This is a genomic window from Methylococcus capsulatus (genome assembly GCF_036864975.1).
Taxonomy (GTDB): Bacteria; Pseudomonadota; Gammaproteobacteria; order Methylococcales; family Methylococcaceae; genus Methylococcus.
In genome coordinates, this window is the sequence record NZ_CP104311.1 from 1,915,206 (window position 1) to 1,931,408 (window position 16,203).

A 16,203-nucleotide genomic window follows, 5' to 3' on the forward strand; every position below is an offset into this window, starting at 1 on the left:
TACAGCAGGCCGAGCAGGATGATGCTAAAGCCCGACGAGAGCAGATGGCCCTGGCTGGTGCGGCGGTAGACCGATTCGTGCCGATACAGGAAATCCAGGGCGGCGAGGATGGCAAGGTTGAATACGGCAGCTCCCCAGCACGTCGCCCGCTGCGACGTGCGGCGTCCTGGCAGCGGTTACGGCGCTGATACCGGTGATTCAGTTCCGGCAACGAAGTCGCCCTCCCCACCAGGATGAGGCCGATCCAGCTGCCTGAGAGGCCGGCCTCTCTGCGATCACATCGCCGTCGCGGGAGAGCCGGCTTCCCGCGACGCAGAGCAGGAAGTCCGCCCATGGAGTCAGCAATTCCGGCGCAGCCACCCGGCGGCCTTGTTCTCACGAGCTAGGATGCCGCTTCGCGGATCACCGCTTTGACCTCCTCGCCGCTCACGACTTCCTTTTCCCGGAGCAGGGTGGCGAGCTTGTCCAGCGTGGCGCGGCGCTGGGTGAGGATTTCGCGCACGCGCTCTAAACCTTCTTCGACCAGTTCCCGTACCTCGTTGTCGATCAGTCGTGCCGTTTCCTCACTGAAGTTGCGTTCTTCTGTACCCTCGACGTTGAGGTAGGCGAGCTGTTGGCGGCGGCCGTAGGTAAGGGGGCCGAGTGATTTGCTCATCCCGAGCCTGCAGACCATGGTACGGGCAATCTCGGAGGCCTTTTCCAGGTCGTTCTGGGCGCCGCTGGAGGATTCGCCGAACACCAGCTCCTCGGCGGTGCGGCCGCCCAGCAGGATGGCGATCTGGTCCTTCAGTTCCTGTTCAGTCGACAGGAATTTCTCTTCGACCGGCAACTGCAGGGTGAAGCCCAAGGCCGCCGCCCCGCGGGGAATGATCGACACCTTGTGCACGGGTTCGCCAGTCGGCACGATCTCGGCGACCAGGGCATGGCCGGATTCGTGCACGGCCACGCGGTGCTTCTCGGCATCGCTGAGCAGCCGGCTTTTCTTCTCCGGGCCCGCCAGGATACGGTCGATGGCGGCCTCGAAGTCCGCCATGCCGATGGCGGACTTGTTTGCGCGCACAGCGATGATGGCGGCTTCATTGGCGGCGTTCGCCAGATCGGCGCCGACAAAGCCGGGTGTGCGCTGGGCGACCACCCGCAGATCGACGTCCGCCGCCAGTTTCATGTTGCGGGTATGGAGTTTGAGAATGGCGACCCGATCCTCCAGTCCAGGTTTGTCCACCACGATCTGGCGGTCGAAACGGCCGGAGCGGAGCAGGGCCTTGTCCAGGATTTCCGGGCGGTTGGTGGCGGCCATCACGGCGACGCCGACCGAGGGATCGAAGCCGTCCATTTCAGTCAGCAGCTGATTGAGGGTTTGCTCGCGTTCGTCATGACCGCCCATCACCACCGGACCGCCACGGGATCTGCCGATGGCGTCCAGCTCGTCGATGAAGATGATGCAAGGGGCGTTCTGGCGGGCCTGTTCGAACAGGTCGCGAACCCGTGCGGCGCCAACCCCCACGAAAAGCTCGATGAACTCTGAACCGCTGATGTTGAAGAACGGGACCCCGGCTTCGCCGGCGACGGCGCGGGCCAGCAGCGTCTTGCCGGTGCCGGGCGGCCCGACCAGCAGCACGCCCTTAGGCATGCGCCCCCCGAGGCTCTGGATCCGGGTGGGGTTCTGCAGGAACTCGATGGTTTCCCGCAGCTCTTGCTTGGCTTCTTCGGCCCCGGCCACATCATCGAATGTGACTTTGGCAGCGGTGTCGGCCTGGATTCTGGTTTTCTTGCCGATGCTCAGGAACCCACGCCCCCCGGTCATGCGCCGCGCCATCCAGGTCCAGAACAGGGTCAGCAGGGCGATGGGGATCACCCAGTTGAAGATCAAGCTGCTGAACCAGTTGCTGCCATAGCGGACCGTGTATTTCACGCCGTTTTTTTCCAGTTCCGCGGCGAGTTCGTGGTTCCACAGTGGCACAGTGATGAAGGGTCTGGCTGATTCGCCTTCGGCTTCGGGCTTGAGGGTGCCCGAAATGGCCTGCTCGGTGACCACGGCCTGTTCCACCCTGCCTTCGGACACCGCCTTCAGGAACTCGCTGTAAGGAATTTCCTCGTTACGGAGGGTCTGGTACCCATTCAGCAAGTACAGAGTCGACAGTACCAGCAGTAGATACAGGATCAGGTTGTTGCGGCGGCGGGTGCCATCGGGCCCTTCGCCCGAGAGGCCGGCTTCGCTTTTCGCCCGCTGCCAGAGATCGCTCAAGGTGTCGAACAGCTTGCGGGGCGGGGCGGAATGCTGGGAGTGTTTGACCATGGGTGTCTCCGGTTAAGGCTGCATGAGGTGTGGGACAGTGGGTTCCGCTGGGGAGATTCTAGTGCTTGTGGGGCCGGATTGCTGCATGGAATGGCCTTCCTTGCCATGGTTTTTTCCTCCGCAGTCGTTTCCAGATGGGTTCCTGCTTAATCAGCCGCGCGGCACCAGCAGCGGATTGATTCCCAGCCGCCGATAACCCCCTTCGGCCATGAGGAGATCCAGGGCCAGGCTGGCGATGTCGTCGGCGAAGGGATCGACACCGGGGTCCTTGTTGCGATCCATGATCTTCAGGTAGGTCCAGCAGGCGCTGCAGCCTTCCGCCTTCACTGCAGCGTTCCCGGCCTCGATTGTGAAATACGCCACGTCCCGGCCCGAGCCACAATGGACGCAGAGAATGCGCGGCCGGTGCCATTCGCAGCCACAGAGGCCGCACACCAAGTAGCGCAGACCGTGGACCGCCCCGCCCGTTTGCAGGAGAGACGCGACCGGCAGCGTGCCGCAGACCGGGCATACAGAGCCTGTCTGGGGCAGGCCGATATCTTCTCTTGGCAGACGTGCTGCGAGCGAAGTCATGTGGACCTGCAGGGCAGCGGCCACGAGTGGGACGATCCCGGTATCGGTGTGGTCGAAATCGCCTGCCAGAACCCGGCCGCCCCATGCTGCCAGTTCGTCGTCCGCTGCTCGCCGGAGGCGGTCCAGCAATGATGCGAGCTCGGCTTTTCCCGGGCTCAGCCGGTCGGCGATCGACCTCAGCGTTGTCCGCCAGCCAGGACTTTCCGGCAGCCGGGATATAGTCATCGGCAGCGCTGCGGCCACGTTGTCCCAGACGCCGGCCTGGATGTCGGCCAGCTCGGCCATGAGGTCGAGATAGCCAGCCAGCGGGGAAGATACCCGTGCCAACAGGCGGAAGCGGGCCGCACGATGGTCGAACGGCCTGTCGGTGGTAGGGAGGCGGACGGTGGGGATTTCGGTGCCGCTGGTGGCGGACGGCTGGCTTTTCATGGGATGTGAGGTGTGGGGGTGATTCGATACGCCCACGGCCGGATGTCGTCCGACCGTTCCGGTCAGTGTTTCTCCCCACCCGGTTCTTCGGCATTTTTCTGCAGGCTGCGCTGCACCGCGGCGAATGCCTTGAGCCGTTCTTCCACCTTCCGGTTCAGCGAGCCTTCCGGAAACACGCCGGCCTCGTCACGCCGGCCGATCGGGACGCCAGTGAGGAGCTCCAGCGCCTCGTCGACCTCGGACACGGCATAGACGTGGAATTTCCCTTCGGCGGCGGCCTGCACCACGTCCTGCCGCAGCATCAGGTGCACCACGTTGGCGGCCGGGATGATCACGCCGTGGTTGCCAGTCAGGCTGCGCGCTGCGCAAATGTCGAAGAAGCCTTCGATCTTCTCGTTCACGCCGCCGATGGGCTGCACCCGGCCGTGCTGGTCAACCGAGCCGGTCACGGCCAGATTCTGCCGGATGGGCACTTCGGCGATCGACGACAGTACGGCGCACAGCTCGGCCAGCGATGCGCTGTCGCCGTCCACGCCGCCGTAGGACTGCTCGAACACCAGGCTGGCTGCAACCGAGAAGCCCTGGGCGCCAGAATAGCGCGAGGCCAGGAAATTGCCGAGGATCAGTACACCCTTGCTGTGCAGGGCGCCGCCGAGCTCGGTTTCTTTCTCGATGTCGAGGATGCGGCCAGTGCCGGGGCGGGTGGTGGCGGTGATCCGTGAGGGTTGGCCAAAGGAGAAATCGTCGAGCTGGATCACGGAGAGGCCGTTGATCTGGCCGGCTACGGCGCCTTCGGTGTCGACGAATATCAGTCCTCGCCGTATCGCTTCCTGGACCCGGCTGCGGAGGCGGTCGGAGCGATAGATCTGGCGGTCGATGGCGTGTTCGATGTCGGCCGCCGTGATGAGGCTGCGTCCTTCGCTGCCTGCATAGAAATCGGCCTCTTTCATCAGGTCGGCCAGACTGCGCAGATGCGCGCTCAGCTTTTCGCTGTCGCCGGTCCGCCGCGAAGCATGCTCGACGATGCGCGCCACGGCCTCCCGGTGCAGCGGCCGCAGTTTCTCGCGGCGGGCGAGGGTGGCGACCATCCGCGCATACAGGTCGATCGCGTCCGCGTCGCGCGGCAGGTCGTCCTCGAAGTCGGCGGCGATCTTGAAAAACTCGCGGAATTCCGGATCGTAGATGTCCAGCAGGAAATACAGCAGGCGCTCCCCGAACAGGATGACCTTGAGATCCAGCGGGATCGGCTCCGGTTCCAGGCTGGTCGTACTGATGAGACTGAGGCTGCGTTCCAGGGATTCGATGCGGATCTCGCCGGCGTGCAGGGCGCGCTTGAGCGTCTCCCAAGCGAACGGCTGGCTCAGCAGCTTGCGCGCATCGAGTAGGAGATAGCCACCATTGGCTTTGTGCAGGGCGCCCGGCCGGATCATGGTGAAATCGGTTACCAGCGCCCCCATGTGGGCCTGGTGCTCGATCCGGCCGATCAGGTTGCCATGGGTGGGCAGATCCTCCTGGACGACGGGTGCGGCGGTGAGTTCGCTGTGATCGACCACCAGGTTGATCCGGTAGCGCTGCGCCGGTGCTTTCTGTGGTCCTTCAAACAGGCTGATGACGCCTTCGGCCTTGGGGAGAAACGACTCAGTGTGTTCGATGATATCGGCCTGGGCCAGGTTCAGATAGTCGATCACGCCTGGCAGGCTGGCATAGCGCGCCTTGAGGTCGGCGAACTGATGGGAGACGGTGAATTCGGCAATCTCCCGGTTGAGCGCTTTGAGCCTATTGCGTGCCTCTTTGCGCCAGGCCGGAAACTGGCGGAGGATTTTCTGCAGTTGCTGCTGCAGGTCAGCGACGGTGGCTTCGATGGCCTGGCGTTCCTGATCCGACAGGTTCTGGAACTGTTCCGGGCTGATGATCTCGTCCTGGTCCCGCTGCATCGGGGCGAAGGCGAAACCGGTCGGGGTCTCAATCAGCGCGATGCGGCTCCGCAAGGCTTCCGCCCGTAGTCGGTTGATCGCCTCGGCCTCGCGCTCGCGCGCCTGCTGCTCGATCTTTTCGGCACGGCTGCGGTATTCCTCGCCCTCGAAGGCCGCGGGAAGGGCGGAAACCAGATCCTCGACCACCACTTCCATGTCGTGCGCCAGGTGCCGACCCCAGCCGGCCGGCAGGCGAAGCGCCTTGGGCTGGGCGGGATTGGCGAAATTGTTGACATAGCACCAGTCGCTCGGCGGCGGCTGACTGGCGGCGATGCGTTCTGCGAGTTCGCGCGCCGCGGTCAGTTTGCCGCTGCCGGGCGGTCCCAGCACGAACACGTTGAACCCTTTCTGAGCGACTTTGAGGCCCAGTTGGATGGCTTCCAGGGCACGGGGCTGGCCGATGATGATATCGGTATCCGCCAGTTCGGCGGTGGTTTCGAACCAGAAGCGGGTGGGATCGCAGGGAGTATGGAGACGGTCGGGGGGGAGCGCAGCGAGATGGCCGTTCATGATTCCTTGTCGTCGACGAACTGCAGGAGGGCTCATGATCCGCTAAACCAGATGCGGCTGCAATCGGGTGCCTCGTCCGTGACAGCCGGTCCGATTGCGCCGATAATCCAGTACTTTTTGAACGATTGGCCATGTGGTTCAAAAACCTCGTCCTCTACCGATTCACCGAAGCCTTCACTCTTACGGCGGAACAACTCGAAGAAGCCCTCGGGGCTCGCCGCTTCGCACCCTGCGGCAGCATGGAGCTGGCCGCCGCCGGCTGGCATCCGCCACTGCGCCGTGACGATCTGCCCTTGGTGCATGCCGCCAATGGCTACCTGATGATCTCTTTGCTCAAAGAAGAAAAAATCCTTCCGGCCTCGGTGGTGAACGAAGCGCTGGAGGAGCGGGCCGAGGAGATCGAAGCGCGGCGCGGGACGCCGGTCGGGCGTAAGGAGCGCCGCGACCTGCGCGACGAGGTGTTCAACAGCCTGCTGCCCCGTGCGTTCAGCCATACGCGCCGGACCTACGCTTATGTCGATCCGCGCGGCGGATGGCTGGTGGTGGACAGCGCCAGCGCCAAGAAGGCGGAGGAACTGGTCAGCCTGCTGCGGCAGACCCTCGGCTCCCTGCCGGTGGCGCCGCTCGCGACTCAAAGCCGTCCGCCAGCGGTGATGACCGCCTGGTTGCTGGAACAGGACCCGCCGCCGGATGTGGTCATAGAGGACGAATGCGAGCTGCGCTCGCCGGACGAGGAGGGCGCTATCGTCCGCTGCCGCCGCCAGGACCTGTCGGCGCCGGAAATCCGCAACCACATCGATGCGGGCAAGGAAGTCGTGCGCCTGGCGGTGAGCTGGAACGACCGCCTGAACTGCACCCTGGACGATGTGCTGGGAGTCAAGAAGCTGCGTTTCCTGGATGTGATCCAGGAGCAGGCCGCGGAAATCGACACTGCGGACGAAATCGAGCGTTTCGATGCGGACTTTGCCATCATGACGCTGGAGCTGTCACAATTTCTGGCGCGCCTCGTCGAACTCTTCGGTGGCGAAGCCGTCCAACGTTCTGTGATGGCGGACAACAACAAAAGCTGAGAGTGCGCATGAGTGCGAATCGGATGACCCTGTCGGCGCAGCGTTGTGCTGCGATTGTCCTGGGAGGACTGTTGTTTTCCACGGTGTGCGCGGAGGTGTTACCGCTGCCGGCCGACGGCTCGGACTTGGTTGGCCAGATCAAATACGTGGCGGCCAGGCAGGAGGACACCTTGATCGACATCGCGCGGGAATACAGCGTGGGCCAGGACGAGATCGTGATGGCCAATCCCAAGGTCGACCGCTGGCTGCCGGGCGCGGGCACCCAGGTCACGGTGCCGCGGCAGTTCATTCTGCCCAATGCGCCGCGTAACGGCATCGTCGTCAACATCCCCGAAATGCGCTTGTATTTCTATCCCAGCGCGGGCAAGGGCGCCAAGCCGACCAAAGTCGTGACCTATCCCATCAGCATCGGCCGGATGGACTGGCGCTCCCCGCTGGGCATGACCAAAGTGGTGGCCAAGGTCAAGGACCCCGTGTGGCGTCCGCCCGCCTCGATCAAGGCCGAACATGCCAAGAACGGCGAAATCCTGCCCGACGTCGTCCCGGCCGGCCCCAACAACCCCCTCGGCCAGTTCGCCATGCGCCTGGGCGTGCCCGGGTATCTCATCCACGGGACCGACCAGGACAAGTCCTACGGCATTGGCATGCGGGTGACCCACGGCTGTATCCGCATGTACCCCGAAGACGTCGCCCGGCTGTTTCCCGAGGTTGCCGTCGGAACGCCGGTCAACCTCGTGAACCAGCCGGTCAAGCTGGGCTGGCAGGGTGATACACTCTACATCGAAGTGAGTGAATCGCTGGACGAGGACCGCCTGAGCTCAGCCGACCTCATGGCCAAAGCGGTGAACCTGATTCAGAAGGAAGCTGCGACCCATTCCGTCACCATCGACGAGGCAGCGTTGAAGAAGGCCGTCGAGGAGCCCACCGGCATTCCCACCGTGATAAGCCTGTCGGCAGCCGCGCCGCTCGAGGCCGCAGCGCCTTATTTACCGCCCGGCGAAGCGGCACCGGAAAGCGGCCAGATCGGGCAGGAGCCGGCGGCGCCGCGCTACGAAACCCCGATCGAAGCACCAGCCGTGGGCGGTCCCGCCAGCTCTTACGGCGCCGAGGAACGTCCGTCGACCGAAAGCCTTTTCTGAACGGTTTCGTTCAGCGGCTATTAAGGGCCGTCTTCCGACGGCCCTTTTCATGCCTGTCGTATCGAAAAAGCGTCAGGACCTGGGCGGCACATAGCCTTCGGGTGTGGCAGTGCCTCCACCGAACAGGAATTTCTCCCTCTCCTGTTCCAGAAACTTCCGGGCGCTGGCTTCGAATGGCGTCAGTCGGTGTTCGTTGATCAGCATGGTTTGCAGCTTGAGCCAGTCCTGCCAGGCTTCTTTGGACACGTGCTCGAAGATGCGCTGACCCTGGGGTCCGGGAAACGGCGGGGCATCCAACCCTTCGGCTTCGATGCCGAGTTTCGCGCAAATGATTCGTCTTGCCATGGTGTTCTCCAGTGTTCAGATGAGTCGTTCGAGTTCGTGCAGCAGTTGGCGAACCGGAGCCGGGACGCCGAATCCGATCTCGGCGCCTACGGGGTGCCAAAGACCTTGCGCCCCTTCTTCGACGCCGGTGCGGCGCGCACCGCAGTGAACGACGACCGGCGTATAGTCCAGATGAAAATGACTGAAAGTATGACGGCGCCGCGGCAGGGGCTCAATCCGGCCGGGGTGAATGCTGTGTAGCGCACACCAGGTGCTCATTTCGTCCAGGTCGGCGAACTCCGGAAAAGCCCACAGGCCCGCCCAGATCCCGGCGGGCGGGCGTTTTTGCAGCATCACCCCCCTATCGGGATCGACCATCAGCAGCATATAGGTCGAGCGCACCGGCGTCGGGCCGGCCCGGCGGGGCACCGGCAGTTCGGTCTGCCGGCCTTCCCGCCGGGCGATGCAGGCTCCGGCCAGCGGGCAGGCTGTGCAATCCGGTGCGCGCCGCGTGCACACCGTCGCGCCCAGGTCCATCATCGCCTGGTTGTAGTCCGCGCACCGCGTTGAAGGTGTCAGTTCTTCACTCAGCCGCCACAATTCTTTTTCCACTTTCGCTGTGCCCGGCCAGCCTCCGACGCCATGGTGGCGTGCCAGCACCCGGCGGACGTTCCCGTCGAGGATCGCCGCCCGGCGATCGAATCCCAGGCTCAGGATCGCGCCGGCCGTAGAACGGCCGATACCTGGCAGCACCGTCAGCCCCGCGAGATCGGCTGGCAGTTCGCCGGCATGATGCTCGGCGACGATCCGGGCGGTGCGGTGGAGATTGCGGGCGCGACCGTAGTAGCCCAGACCGGACCATAGCGCCAGGACCTCCTCGACGTCTGCTGCGGCCAGAACCGCAAGACGGGGGAACCGCTGCATGAACCGCTCGAAATAGCCGATGGCTGTGGCGACCTGGGTCTGTTGCAGCATGACCTCGGATATCCATACCCGATAGGGCGTGCGGGGCCGCTGCCAGGGCAGATCGTGGCGGCCGTGCAGATCGAACCAGTCGAGCACGGCCTGCTGGAAGGCGGAGAGCAGTAGAAGGGACACGAATCGTTACAGGGAGCAGTGTTTGCATTAGAATGCCGGCCTTAAATGAAGTCTTTCAAGCCCGTTTCCCCAATTTCCGCAGGACCACCCGGTATGAGCAAGAATCATCCCGCCCTCTGGCTGACCGTGGCGCTGACTTTGCTATTGGGCGCCTGTGGGCAGAAAGGTCCGCTGTATCTCCCCGACCGCGAGCCGGCGCGGGCCGAAAAGCAGAAGTCCTGAAGGTTCCATGGATCATTTCAATTATCGCGACGGCGTCCTCCATGCCGAGGAGGTGCCGCTGTCCGCCATTGCCGAACGTCATGGCACGCCCTGCTACGTCTACTCCCGCGCCACCTTGGAGCGGCACTGGCATGCCTTCGATGATGCACTGGGCAGCTGCCCGCATCTGGTCTGCTATGCCGTCAAGGCCAACTCCAATATTGCCGTCCTGAATCTCCTGGCGCGGCTGGGGTCGGGCTTCGACATTGTCTCGGCGGGCGAGCTGGAGCGGGTGCTGGCGGCGGGTGGCGATCCTTCCAGGGTGGTTTTCTCCGGTGTCGGCAAGCGTGAGGACGAGTTGGCGCGTGCCTTGGATACCGGTATCCGCTGCTTCAATGTCGAGGTGGCCGAAGAGCTCGACCGGCTCGACCGGCTGGCCGGCGAGCGCGGCGTCAAGGCGCCGGTGTCTCTGCGAGTGAATCCGGACGTCGATGCCGGCACTCACCCCTACATCTCGACCGGTCTGCGCGAGAACAAGTTCGGCATCGAAGTGGAAGAGGCGCTTGCGCAGTACCGCCGTGCAGCGCGGATGCCCAACCTGGAAGTCGTCGGCATCGACTGCCACATCGGTTCGCAGCTTACCAGTTCCATGCCGTTCATCGACGCGCTGGACCGGGTGCTGGCGCTGGTCGCTCAGTTGCGCAGCGAAGGCATCGCGATCCGTCACCTGGACCTCGGCGGCGGCCTGGGTATCCGTTACCGCGACGAGGATCCGCCGCATCCGACGGAATACGCCGAACATTTGTTCTCCCGGCTCGGTCGCCACGATTTTGAAATCCTGATCGAGCCGGGCCGTGCGGTCGCCGGTAACGCCGGCATCTTGCTGACCCGGGTGGAATATCTCAAAGCCAATCAGACCAAGCGTTTCGCGATCGTCGATGCGGCAATGAACGACCTGCTGCGCCCGGCGCTGTATGGTGCCTGGCAGGAGATCGTCGCGGTCGCGCCACGTAACGATGTGGAATCGTACAGCTACGACATCGTCGGACCGGTCTGCGAAACCGGCGATTTCCTGGGCAAGTCGCGCGAGTTGGCACTGGTCCCAGGCGACCTGCTGGCGGTGCGCTCCGCCGGTGCCTACGGCTTCAGCATGAGTTCGAATTACAACTCCAGGCCACGGCCGGCCGAAATCCTGGTGGATGGCAGCGCCATGCACCTGATCCGGGAGCGGGAGAGCGTGGCTCAACTCTTCGCTGCTGAGCGGCTGCTGCCGTAGGGATGGCCATGCTACGTTTCACCAAAATGCAGGGGCTGGGCAACGACTTCGTCGTGATCGATGCCATTCATCAGACGGTGAATCCGGATCCGGCGGGATTGCGCCGGCTGGCCGACCGGCATTACGGTGTAGGCTGCGACCAGATTCTGCTGGTGGAGCCGCCGATATCGGAGGAGGTGGATTTCCGCTATCGGATTTTCAATGCCGACGGCGGTGAGGTCGCGCAATGCGGCAACGGCGCGCGCTGCTTTGCCCGCTTCGTGCGTGAGAAGGGGCTCATCGACCGCGACGAAATCCGGGTGGAGACCGCAGCCGGCCGCATGGTTCTGTGGATTGAGGCAAGCGGTGAAGTCAAGGTCGAAATGGGGGTGCCGCGCCACGCGCCTGCCGAGGTCCCGCTGCTGGCGGATCAAGAGCGGTCGGCCTACAAGGTGAGCATCGAGGGCGTGGACTGGCTGTTCGGCGCCGTCTCCGTGGGCAACCCCCACGCGGTGATCACGGTAGCCGATGTGGACGAGGCGCCGGTGACGCGAATTGGAGCTGCGCTGGAGCGGCACGGGATCTTTCCCGAACGCGCCAACATCGGTTTCATGCAGGTCCTGGGTCCGCATCATGCACGCCTGCGGGTCTACGAGAGGGGGGCGGGAGAAACCCTCGCCTGCGGCAGTGGCGCTTGCGCCGCTGCGGTGGTGGGCATTGTGCAGGGGACGCTGGAAGATCCCGTACGCGTCGATCTGCCGGGCGGCACCTTGCAGATTGGCTGGCAGGGAAGGGGGGCGCCGGTTTACCTGACCGGTCCGGCGGTCACCGTGTTCGAGGGGAGAATAGAAACATGAACTTCGGTAAGGCCAGGCGCGCGGAGCGCGAGGAACTTTCGGCTTCCCAGGTGGCGGATTACCTGTGGAAGCATCCGGACTTTTTCCACGACCAGCTCGATCTGCTGGAGTCCATGCATGTGCCCCACCCCTGCGGTGAAGCAGTTTCCCTGGTGGCGCGTCAGATCGAGCTGCTGCGCGGGAAGAACAGGAAGCAGCAGGGGCAGTTGAACGACCTGCTCAGGATCGCCCGGGAGAACGACGCCCTGTTCATCCGTTTCCATCGGCTCACGCTGAGTCTGCTGGATGCCGCTTCGGTGGATGACATGCTGGCGGGACTGAAATGGAGCCTGCACGAAGGGTTCCAGGTCGACTTCGTCTCCGTCAGGGTTTTCCGCACCGTCGCCCATCCTGCGGTCGGTGATCTGCACGTGATGCCGGAACCGGCCGTGAGCATACTGCTCGAACCCCTTCTGGCCTCCTGCGAGCCGGTGTGTGGTTCTCCGCCCGAGCCCGTGCTGGAGTTCCTTTTCGGCGCCAATGCCCCCGAGGTGGCATCGTGCGCCCTGGTGCCTCTCTGTCATGCCGGGATCAAGGGGCTCTTGGCGATAGGCAGCCTCGACGCCAGGCGGTTCAGTCCGGAAATGGGCAATCTGTTTCTGGTGCAGATGGGCGAGATCGTCGCCGCCCGCCTCGTTGCGCTGATCGACCGTGAGCGCTGAAAACCCCATGGCGCCGGCCGCCCGCGAGCAGCTCGACGATTATCTGGACCGGCTGGCGCGGCGGGCGTCCAGACACACACATGCAGCCTACCGGCGGGACCTTTGCGCTTTCCAGAAGTACTGTGAGTCGGTGAATGTCGCTGGCTGGGCGGACGTGGACGCCGCCAGGATCAGGGCCTACATCGGCGCCCGGCATCATCAGGGGAAGCTGTCGGCCCGCAGTCTTCAGCGCTGTCTTTCCGCCATTCGCAGTTTTTTCGACGATCTGCTGAAAAAACGGTTGTTGCAAGGCAACCCGGCGCGCGGCGTGCGTCCGCCCAAGAGCAGGCGTCGGCTGCCGCGTCTGCTCGATGTGGATGCGGTCGCCGGGCTGCTCGACGCGCCCGCCGGCGATCGGCTGGAAATCCGTGACCGGGCGATGTGGGAGTTGTTTTATTCCTCTGGCCTGCGCCTGAGCGAACTGGTGGGGCTGGATGTCGGCGACGTCGATTTCGCCGCCGGCAGCGTGTTCGTCCGTAACGGCAAGGGTGGCAAGGCGCGCTACGTGCCAGTCGGTGCCAGGGCACTCGAGGCCATCGGCGCCTGGCTGGAGGTACGTAGCGCTCTGACCGGCGCGGTGCGGCCGGCGCTGTTTGTCAGCCGGCAGGGGCGGCGCATCGCCCCGCGCACAGTGGAAATGCGGCTGGAGCGCTGGCGCGCCAAGTTGAATCTGGTCGAACGAGTCCATCCCCACATGTTGCGGCATTCCTTCGCCAGCCACATGCTGGAAGCCAGCAGCGACCTGCGGGCCGTGCAAGAGCTGCTCGGCCATGCTACGCTGGCCACGACGCAGATCTACACGCACGTCGATTTCCAGAGGCTCGCCGCCGTCTATGATCAGAGCCACCCGCGTGCGCGGCGCGACCGCCACCGGAAAGCCTGAGTCTCCCCCCGGTTTTTTGGATATAATCCCGCCTTCCCACGACGGGCAACCCCTACAGGATTCCTCATGGCTGCGTCACCCAAACGTCCAGGTCTGCTGAAGTCTTTCTTCGGCGCCATCCTCCGCGCGTACCATCCGCGCACCATGCGCGAGAAGGGCCTGCTCTGGACCGTGACGATGCTGACCGTTCTGGTGCTGGGAATTTTCCTGGCGATCGCTGAGTACTGGGGCGAAGAACCGGAAGAATTCGACGTGCTCGCTTCCGCCATTCAGGATGCCGGCGTCAAGAATTCACGCGAGTTGCCGCTGGGTTATACCTATGCGACGACGCTGATCGACATCGGCGAAACCCTCCTTTACAAGCCGGGCGGATTCCTGGCCAATGATATGTTCCCACCAGGCGTCTTCGAGGACAACATGCCGATGTGGGAGTACGGGGCGCTAACTGCGTTGCGCGATGCCACCTCGGCCCTACGCAACCACATCGCCCGAGCCCAGTCGCAATCCAAGGAAGACCCAGATCTTGCCCAAGCCGAGCCTTTCTTCTATTTCGACCATACCTCCTGGCAGTTGCCGTCGTCCGAATCGGAATACCAGAAAGGCATCGAGGCGATGATGCGTTACCGTGCCCGGCTGATGAAGCGCGAGGCCAGTTTCTTCTCCCGTGCCGACAATCTGCGGCAGTACCTGGAAATCCTCGAAAAGCGTCTGGGCAGTCTGTCCAACCGCTTGAGTGCGAGTGCCGGCGACATGAGCCAGATGAACACGGACGAGAAAAGAGGGACGGTCACCAAGACCTCCTGGTGGAACGTCGACGACATCTTCTTCGAAGCTCGGGGCTACAGTTGGGCGGCGATCCATATCCTCAAGGCCATCGAATTCGACTTCCGCGACATCCTCGGCAACAAGACCGCGCTGGTCTCGCTGCAGTCCATCATCCACGAACTGGAGGACGGCCAGGCACCATTCCTGAGCCCGATCATCCTGAACGGCGACGGCTTCGGTATTTTCGCCAATTATTCACTGACCCTCGCCAATTACATCGCCCGCGCCAACGCGGCGACGATCGATCTGCGCAACTTGCTCCAACAAGGCTGATCCGGGGGCCGAAAAGGGGGGCTCATGTCTGACGAGACTTTCGAACGTCCTGCGATCACCGGCATCGGTCGCCGGCTGGTCTTCATGGTGTTTTTTGTGGTGGTGCTGGGGGCGGTCCGATTCGTGTTCTGGGCCATCGTCGCTTTCCAGTTCCTGAGTCATCTTTTCACCGGTGGCGTGAATCCCAACGCCGTCCAGAGCGGCGCCCGGCTGGCCGAATACATCTATCGCATCATGTTGTTCCTGACCTACGAGACCGAGGCCATGCCGTTCCCCTTCGGCGAACGGGCGGATCGTCCGGACCACCGGGGCCGCTGACTCACTCGGAACATTCCTCGGCCTCTGCGAGCAGCCGGCGGATTTCCTGGAACAGTTGACGGGCGTGGCGCGGCGGCTTGGCCCGCATCCGCTCCTCGCGGGCGCCGCGGACCAGTTTCCGGAACAACTGGCGGTCCGCACCGGGGAACTCCCCCATCAGCGCGTCGACGGCTTGGTCGCCTTCGGCGATGAGCCGGTCGCGCCATCGTTCGATCAGGTGTTGCCGCCTGGCAGCCGCGGTGCTGTCACTCTTCATGGCGTCGAGGACGTCGCGGATCGGTCCAGCGTCGATCTGGCGCAGCAGTTTGCCGATGTATTTGATCTGCCGTTTCAGCGCCCCATGTGCGTCGATGCGCCTCCCCAGCCGCACGGCCTCTGCGACCGGCTCGGGCAGCGCCAGTCGGTCCAGTCCTTCCTGTGGCAGCAGCAGCAGTTCCCGGCCGAGTTCCAACAGCTCTGCGCTCTCGCGCTTCATTTTCGCGTGGTTACGGCGGCGGCCGGAGCTTTCCTCCTCCACTGCGTCATCCAGGTCGTCGAGTTCGTCTTGCATTGAGGTCTTCTCGTAAGCTCGAAATAGGGGGGCGCCAAGTGTCGGGTCAGGCGTTTAGCACGCTCAGAGGAGTCCCGAAGGCTGCCCGGCATGAATCCTAACCCAGGGCGGGGGTGTGCTGCAGCGGGTCGGTCCGGTAAAACTGGCACATCTGGGCGTAGACGGTGGGGTATTCAGCGTCCACCACGGCGGGCCGTTCGAAGAAATATTCGCTCAGCACAGCGAAGAATTCCGAGGGCGATTCACCAGCATAAGGGTCGATGAGGGTGTGTTCCCCCCGATCCAGCCGGGCGTTGAAATCGTTGAACGCGCAGGTGAAATCATGCGCCCACGCCGAGGCCTTCATGCCCCTGTGCAACGGGGGGAAACCGTCACACGGGCCGTTCAGCATGTCCAGCTTGTGTGCCATTTCGTGGATGACGACGTTGTAGCCATCGCCCCGCCCCGAAGCTTCCACGTCGGCCCAGGAAAGGATGACCGGACCCAATTCCCAGGCTTCGCCGCCAAGGGTTTCCTCCCATTCGTGCATGACGCCAATGTCGTCTATGGATTCCCGTGGCCGCACGAATTCGGCGGGAAACACCAACACTGTGCGCCAGCCGGCGTACCAATCGAGATCGAGATGGAGTACAGGGAGGCAGGCCAGTGCGGCGATGCGGATCTTCATGGCTTCGGTCAAAGGCAGATTGCCCGAGGATTCGAAGATTTTTTCGTGAAGGAACAGGGTCGCCAGGCGTCGGAGCTCCTCACGCTCCGCTTCGGGCAAGCGCTCAAGCAGTGGGACGTTGCCGGTGGCGGAGCGGAATGCCGCCGGGTCGATCGGAAATTCGTCGAAAATCCGCTGTCGGCGCAGGTTCTTGAAGAATTTGAAGATCGGCAAGGTTTGTCC

The 16,203-nt window shown here is 63.7% G+C and carries 16 protein-coding genes; 9 read left to right on the forward strand and 7 right to left on the reverse strand.

The features are described from left to right. Nucleotides 1-382: 382 nt before the first annotated feature. The 3 genes from ftsH to N4J17_RS09500 all read right to left on the reverse strand — a co-directional run bounded on the left by ftsH (nt 383) and on the right by N4J17_RS09500 (nt 5,781). The gene (ftsH, locus tag N4J17_RS09490) at nt 383-2,296 is read right to left on the reverse strand and encodes an ATP-dependent zinc metalloprotease FtsH (RefSeq protein WP_198321737.1); all 1,914 of its coding nucleotides are present in this window, start codon (nt 2,294-2,296) and stop codon (nt 383-385) included. 150 nt (nt 2,297-2,446) lie between these two features. Further along, entirely contained in the window at nt 2,447-3,298 is an 852-nt protein-coding gene (gene fdhE, locus N4J17_RS09495) for a formate dehydrogenase accessory protein FdhE (RefSeq protein WP_198321736.1), read from the reverse strand. A 62-nt stretch (nt 3,299-3,360) separates the two neighbouring features. Continuing rightward, complete coding sequence (locus N4J17_RS09500; protein WP_232470220.1) at nt 3,361-5,781, reverse strand: Lon protease family protein; 2,421 nt, start codon at nt 5,779-5,781, stop codon at nt 3,361-3,363. A 131-nt stretch (nt 5,782-5,912) separates the two neighbouring features. On the opposite strand from N4J17_RS09500, the gene rdgC reads away from it, so the two are divergent. Together rdgC and N4J17_RS09510 are read left to right on the forward strand one after the other, a co-directional pair. Further along, nucleotides 5,913-6,851 carry a recombination-associated protein RdgC gene (gene rdgC / locus N4J17_RS09505; protein WP_198321735.1) on the forward strand — a complete coding sequence of 313 codons (939 nt, stop codon included), beginning with the start codon at nt 5,913-5,915 and terminating at the stop codon, nt 6,849-6,851. Between the two features lie 8 nt (nt 6,852-6,859). Beyond that, nucleotides 6,860-7,990, forward strand: a complete 1,131-nt coding sequence (locus N4J17_RS09510) for a L,D-transpeptidase family protein (protein ID WP_232470219.1) — start codon at nt 6,860-6,862, stop codon at nt 7,988-7,990. Between the two features lie 72 nt (nt 7,991-8,062). Here N4J17_RS09510 and N4J17_RS09515 read toward each other — a convergent pair whose 3' ends face one another. Beyond that, nucleotides 8,063-8,335 carry an oxidative damage protection protein gene (locus tag N4J17_RS09515; RefSeq protein WP_198321734.1) on the reverse strand — a complete coding sequence of 91 codons (273 nt, stop codon included), beginning with the start codon at nt 8,333-8,335 and terminating at the stop codon, nt 8,063-8,065. A gap of 15 nt (nt 8,336-8,350) precedes the next feature. Then, a complete protein-coding gene (gene mutY, locus N4J17_RS09520) occupies nt 8,351-9,412 on the reverse strand; it encodes an A/G-specific adenine glycosylase (protein ID WP_198321733.1) in 1,062 nt (353 codons plus the stop codon). 93 nt (nt 9,413-9,505) lie between these two features. On the opposite strand from mutY, the gene lptM reads away from it, so the two are divergent. The 7 genes from lptM to N4J17_RS09555 all read left to right on the forward strand — a co-directional run bounded on the left by lptM (nt 9,506) and on the right by N4J17_RS09555 (nt 14,764). Next, complete coding sequence (lptM, locus tag N4J17_RS09525; protein ID WP_198321732.1) at nt 9,506-9,634, forward strand: LPS translocon maturation chaperone LptM; 129 nt, start codon at nt 9,506-9,508, stop codon at nt 9,632-9,634. A gap of 7 nt (nt 9,635-9,641) precedes the next feature. Next, on the forward strand, nt 9,642-10,889 hold the full coding sequence (gene lysA, locus N4J17_RS09530; protein ID WP_198321731.1) for a diaminopimelate decarboxylase: 1,248 nt from the start codon (nt 9,642-9,644) through the stop codon (nt 10,887-10,889). Between the two features lie 8 nt (nt 10,890-10,897). Next, complete coding sequence (gene dapF, locus N4J17_RS09535) at nt 10,898-11,725, forward strand: diaminopimelate epimerase (protein WP_198321730.1); 828 nt, start codon at nt 10,898-10,900, stop codon at nt 11,723-11,725. Then, a complete protein-coding gene (locus N4J17_RS09540; RefSeq protein WP_198321729.1) occupies nt 11,722-12,426 on the forward strand; it encodes a DUF484 family protein in 705 nt (234 codons plus the stop codon). Before dapF ends, N4J17_RS09540 begins: the two co-directional genes overlap by 4 nt. 7 nt (nt 12,427-12,433) lie before the next feature. Then, the gene (xerC, locus tag N4J17_RS09545) at nt 12,434-13,348 is read left to right on the forward strand and encodes a tyrosine recombinase XerC (RefSeq protein ID WP_198321861.1); all 915 of its coding nucleotides are present in this window, start codon (nt 12,434-12,436) and stop codon (nt 13,346-13,348) included. Between the two features lie 66 nt (nt 13,349-13,414). Next, on the forward strand, nt 13,415-14,446 hold the full coding sequence (locus tag N4J17_RS09550) for a DUF2333 family protein (RefSeq protein ID WP_232470218.1): 1,032 nt from the start codon (nt 13,415-13,417) through the stop codon (nt 14,444-14,446). Nucleotides 14,447-14,470: 24 nt separating this feature from the next. After that, a complete protein-coding gene (locus N4J17_RS09555; RefSeq protein ID WP_198321728.1) occupies nt 14,471-14,764 on the forward strand; it encodes a DUF4389 domain-containing protein in 294 nt (97 codons plus the stop codon). A gap of 1 nt (nt 14,765) precedes the next feature. On the opposite strand, the gene yjgA is transcribed toward N4J17_RS09555, so the two are convergent. Together yjgA and N4J17_RS09565 are read right to left on the reverse strand one after the other, a co-directional pair. After that, entirely contained in the window at nt 14,766-15,314 is a 549-nt protein-coding gene (gene yjgA, locus N4J17_RS09560) for a ribosome biogenesis factor YjgA (protein WP_198321727.1), read from the reverse strand. Between the two features lie 97 nt (nt 15,315-15,411). Next, nucleotides 15,412-16,194, reverse strand: a complete 783-nt coding sequence (locus tag N4J17_RS09565) for a zinc-dependent peptidase (protein ID WP_232470217.1) — start codon at nt 16,192-16,194, stop codon at nt 15,412-15,414. Nucleotides 16,195-16,203: the final 9 nt, after the last annotated feature.

Coding starts and splice junctions, on each gene's coding strand:
- N4J17_RS09510 (WP_232470219.1), top strand. CDS start 6,860: ATGAGTGCGAATCGGATGACCCTGTCGGCGCAGCGTTGTGCTGCGATT.
- N4J17_RS09515 (WP_198321734.1), bottom strand. CDS start 8,335: ATGGCAAGACGAATCATTTGCGCGAAACTCGGCATCGAAGCCGAAGGG.
- fdhE (WP_198321736.1), bottom strand. CDS start 3,298: ATGAAAAGCCAGCCGTCCGCCACCAGCGGCACCGAAATCCCCACCGTC.
- xerC (WP_198321861.1), top strand. CDS start 12,434: ATGGCGCCGGCCGCCCGCGAGCAGCTCGACGATTATCTGGACCGGCTG.
- N4J17_RS09540 (WP_198321729.1), top strand. CDS start 11,722: ATGAACTTCGGTAAGGCCAGGCGCGCGGAGCGCGAGGAACTTTCGGCT.
- lptM (WP_198321732.1), top strand. CDS start 9,506: ATGAGCAAGAATCATCCCGCCCTCTGGCTGACCGTGGCGCTGACTTTG.
- N4J17_RS09550 (WP_232470218.1), top strand. CDS start 13,415: ATGGCTGCGTCACCCAAACGTCCAGGTCTGCTGAAGTCTTTCTTCGGC.
- rdgC (WP_198321735.1), top strand. CDS start 5,913: ATGTGGTTCAAAAACCTCGTCCTCTACCGATTCACCGAAGCCTTCACT.
- lysA (WP_198321731.1), top strand. CDS start 9,642: ATGGATCATTTCAATTATCGCGACGGCGTCCTCCATGCCGAGGAGGTG.
- N4J17_RS09555 (WP_198321728.1), top strand. CDS start 14,471: ATGTCTGACGAGACTTTCGAACGTCCTGCGATCACCGGCATCGGTCGC.
- N4J17_RS09500 (WP_232470220.1), bottom strand. CDS start 5,781: ATGAACGGCCATCTCGCTGCGCTCCCCCCCGACCGTCTCCATACTCCC.
- yjgA (WP_198321727.1), bottom strand. CDS start 15,314: ATGCAAGACGAACTCGACGACCTGGATGACGCAGTGGAGGAGGAAAGC.
- dapF (WP_198321730.1), top strand. CDS start 10,898: ATGCTACGTTTCACCAAAATGCAGGGGCTGGGCAACGACTTCGTCGTG.
- ftsH (WP_198321737.1), bottom strand. CDS start 2,296: ATGGTCAAACACTCCCAGCATTCCGCCCCGCCCCGCAAGCTGTTCGAC.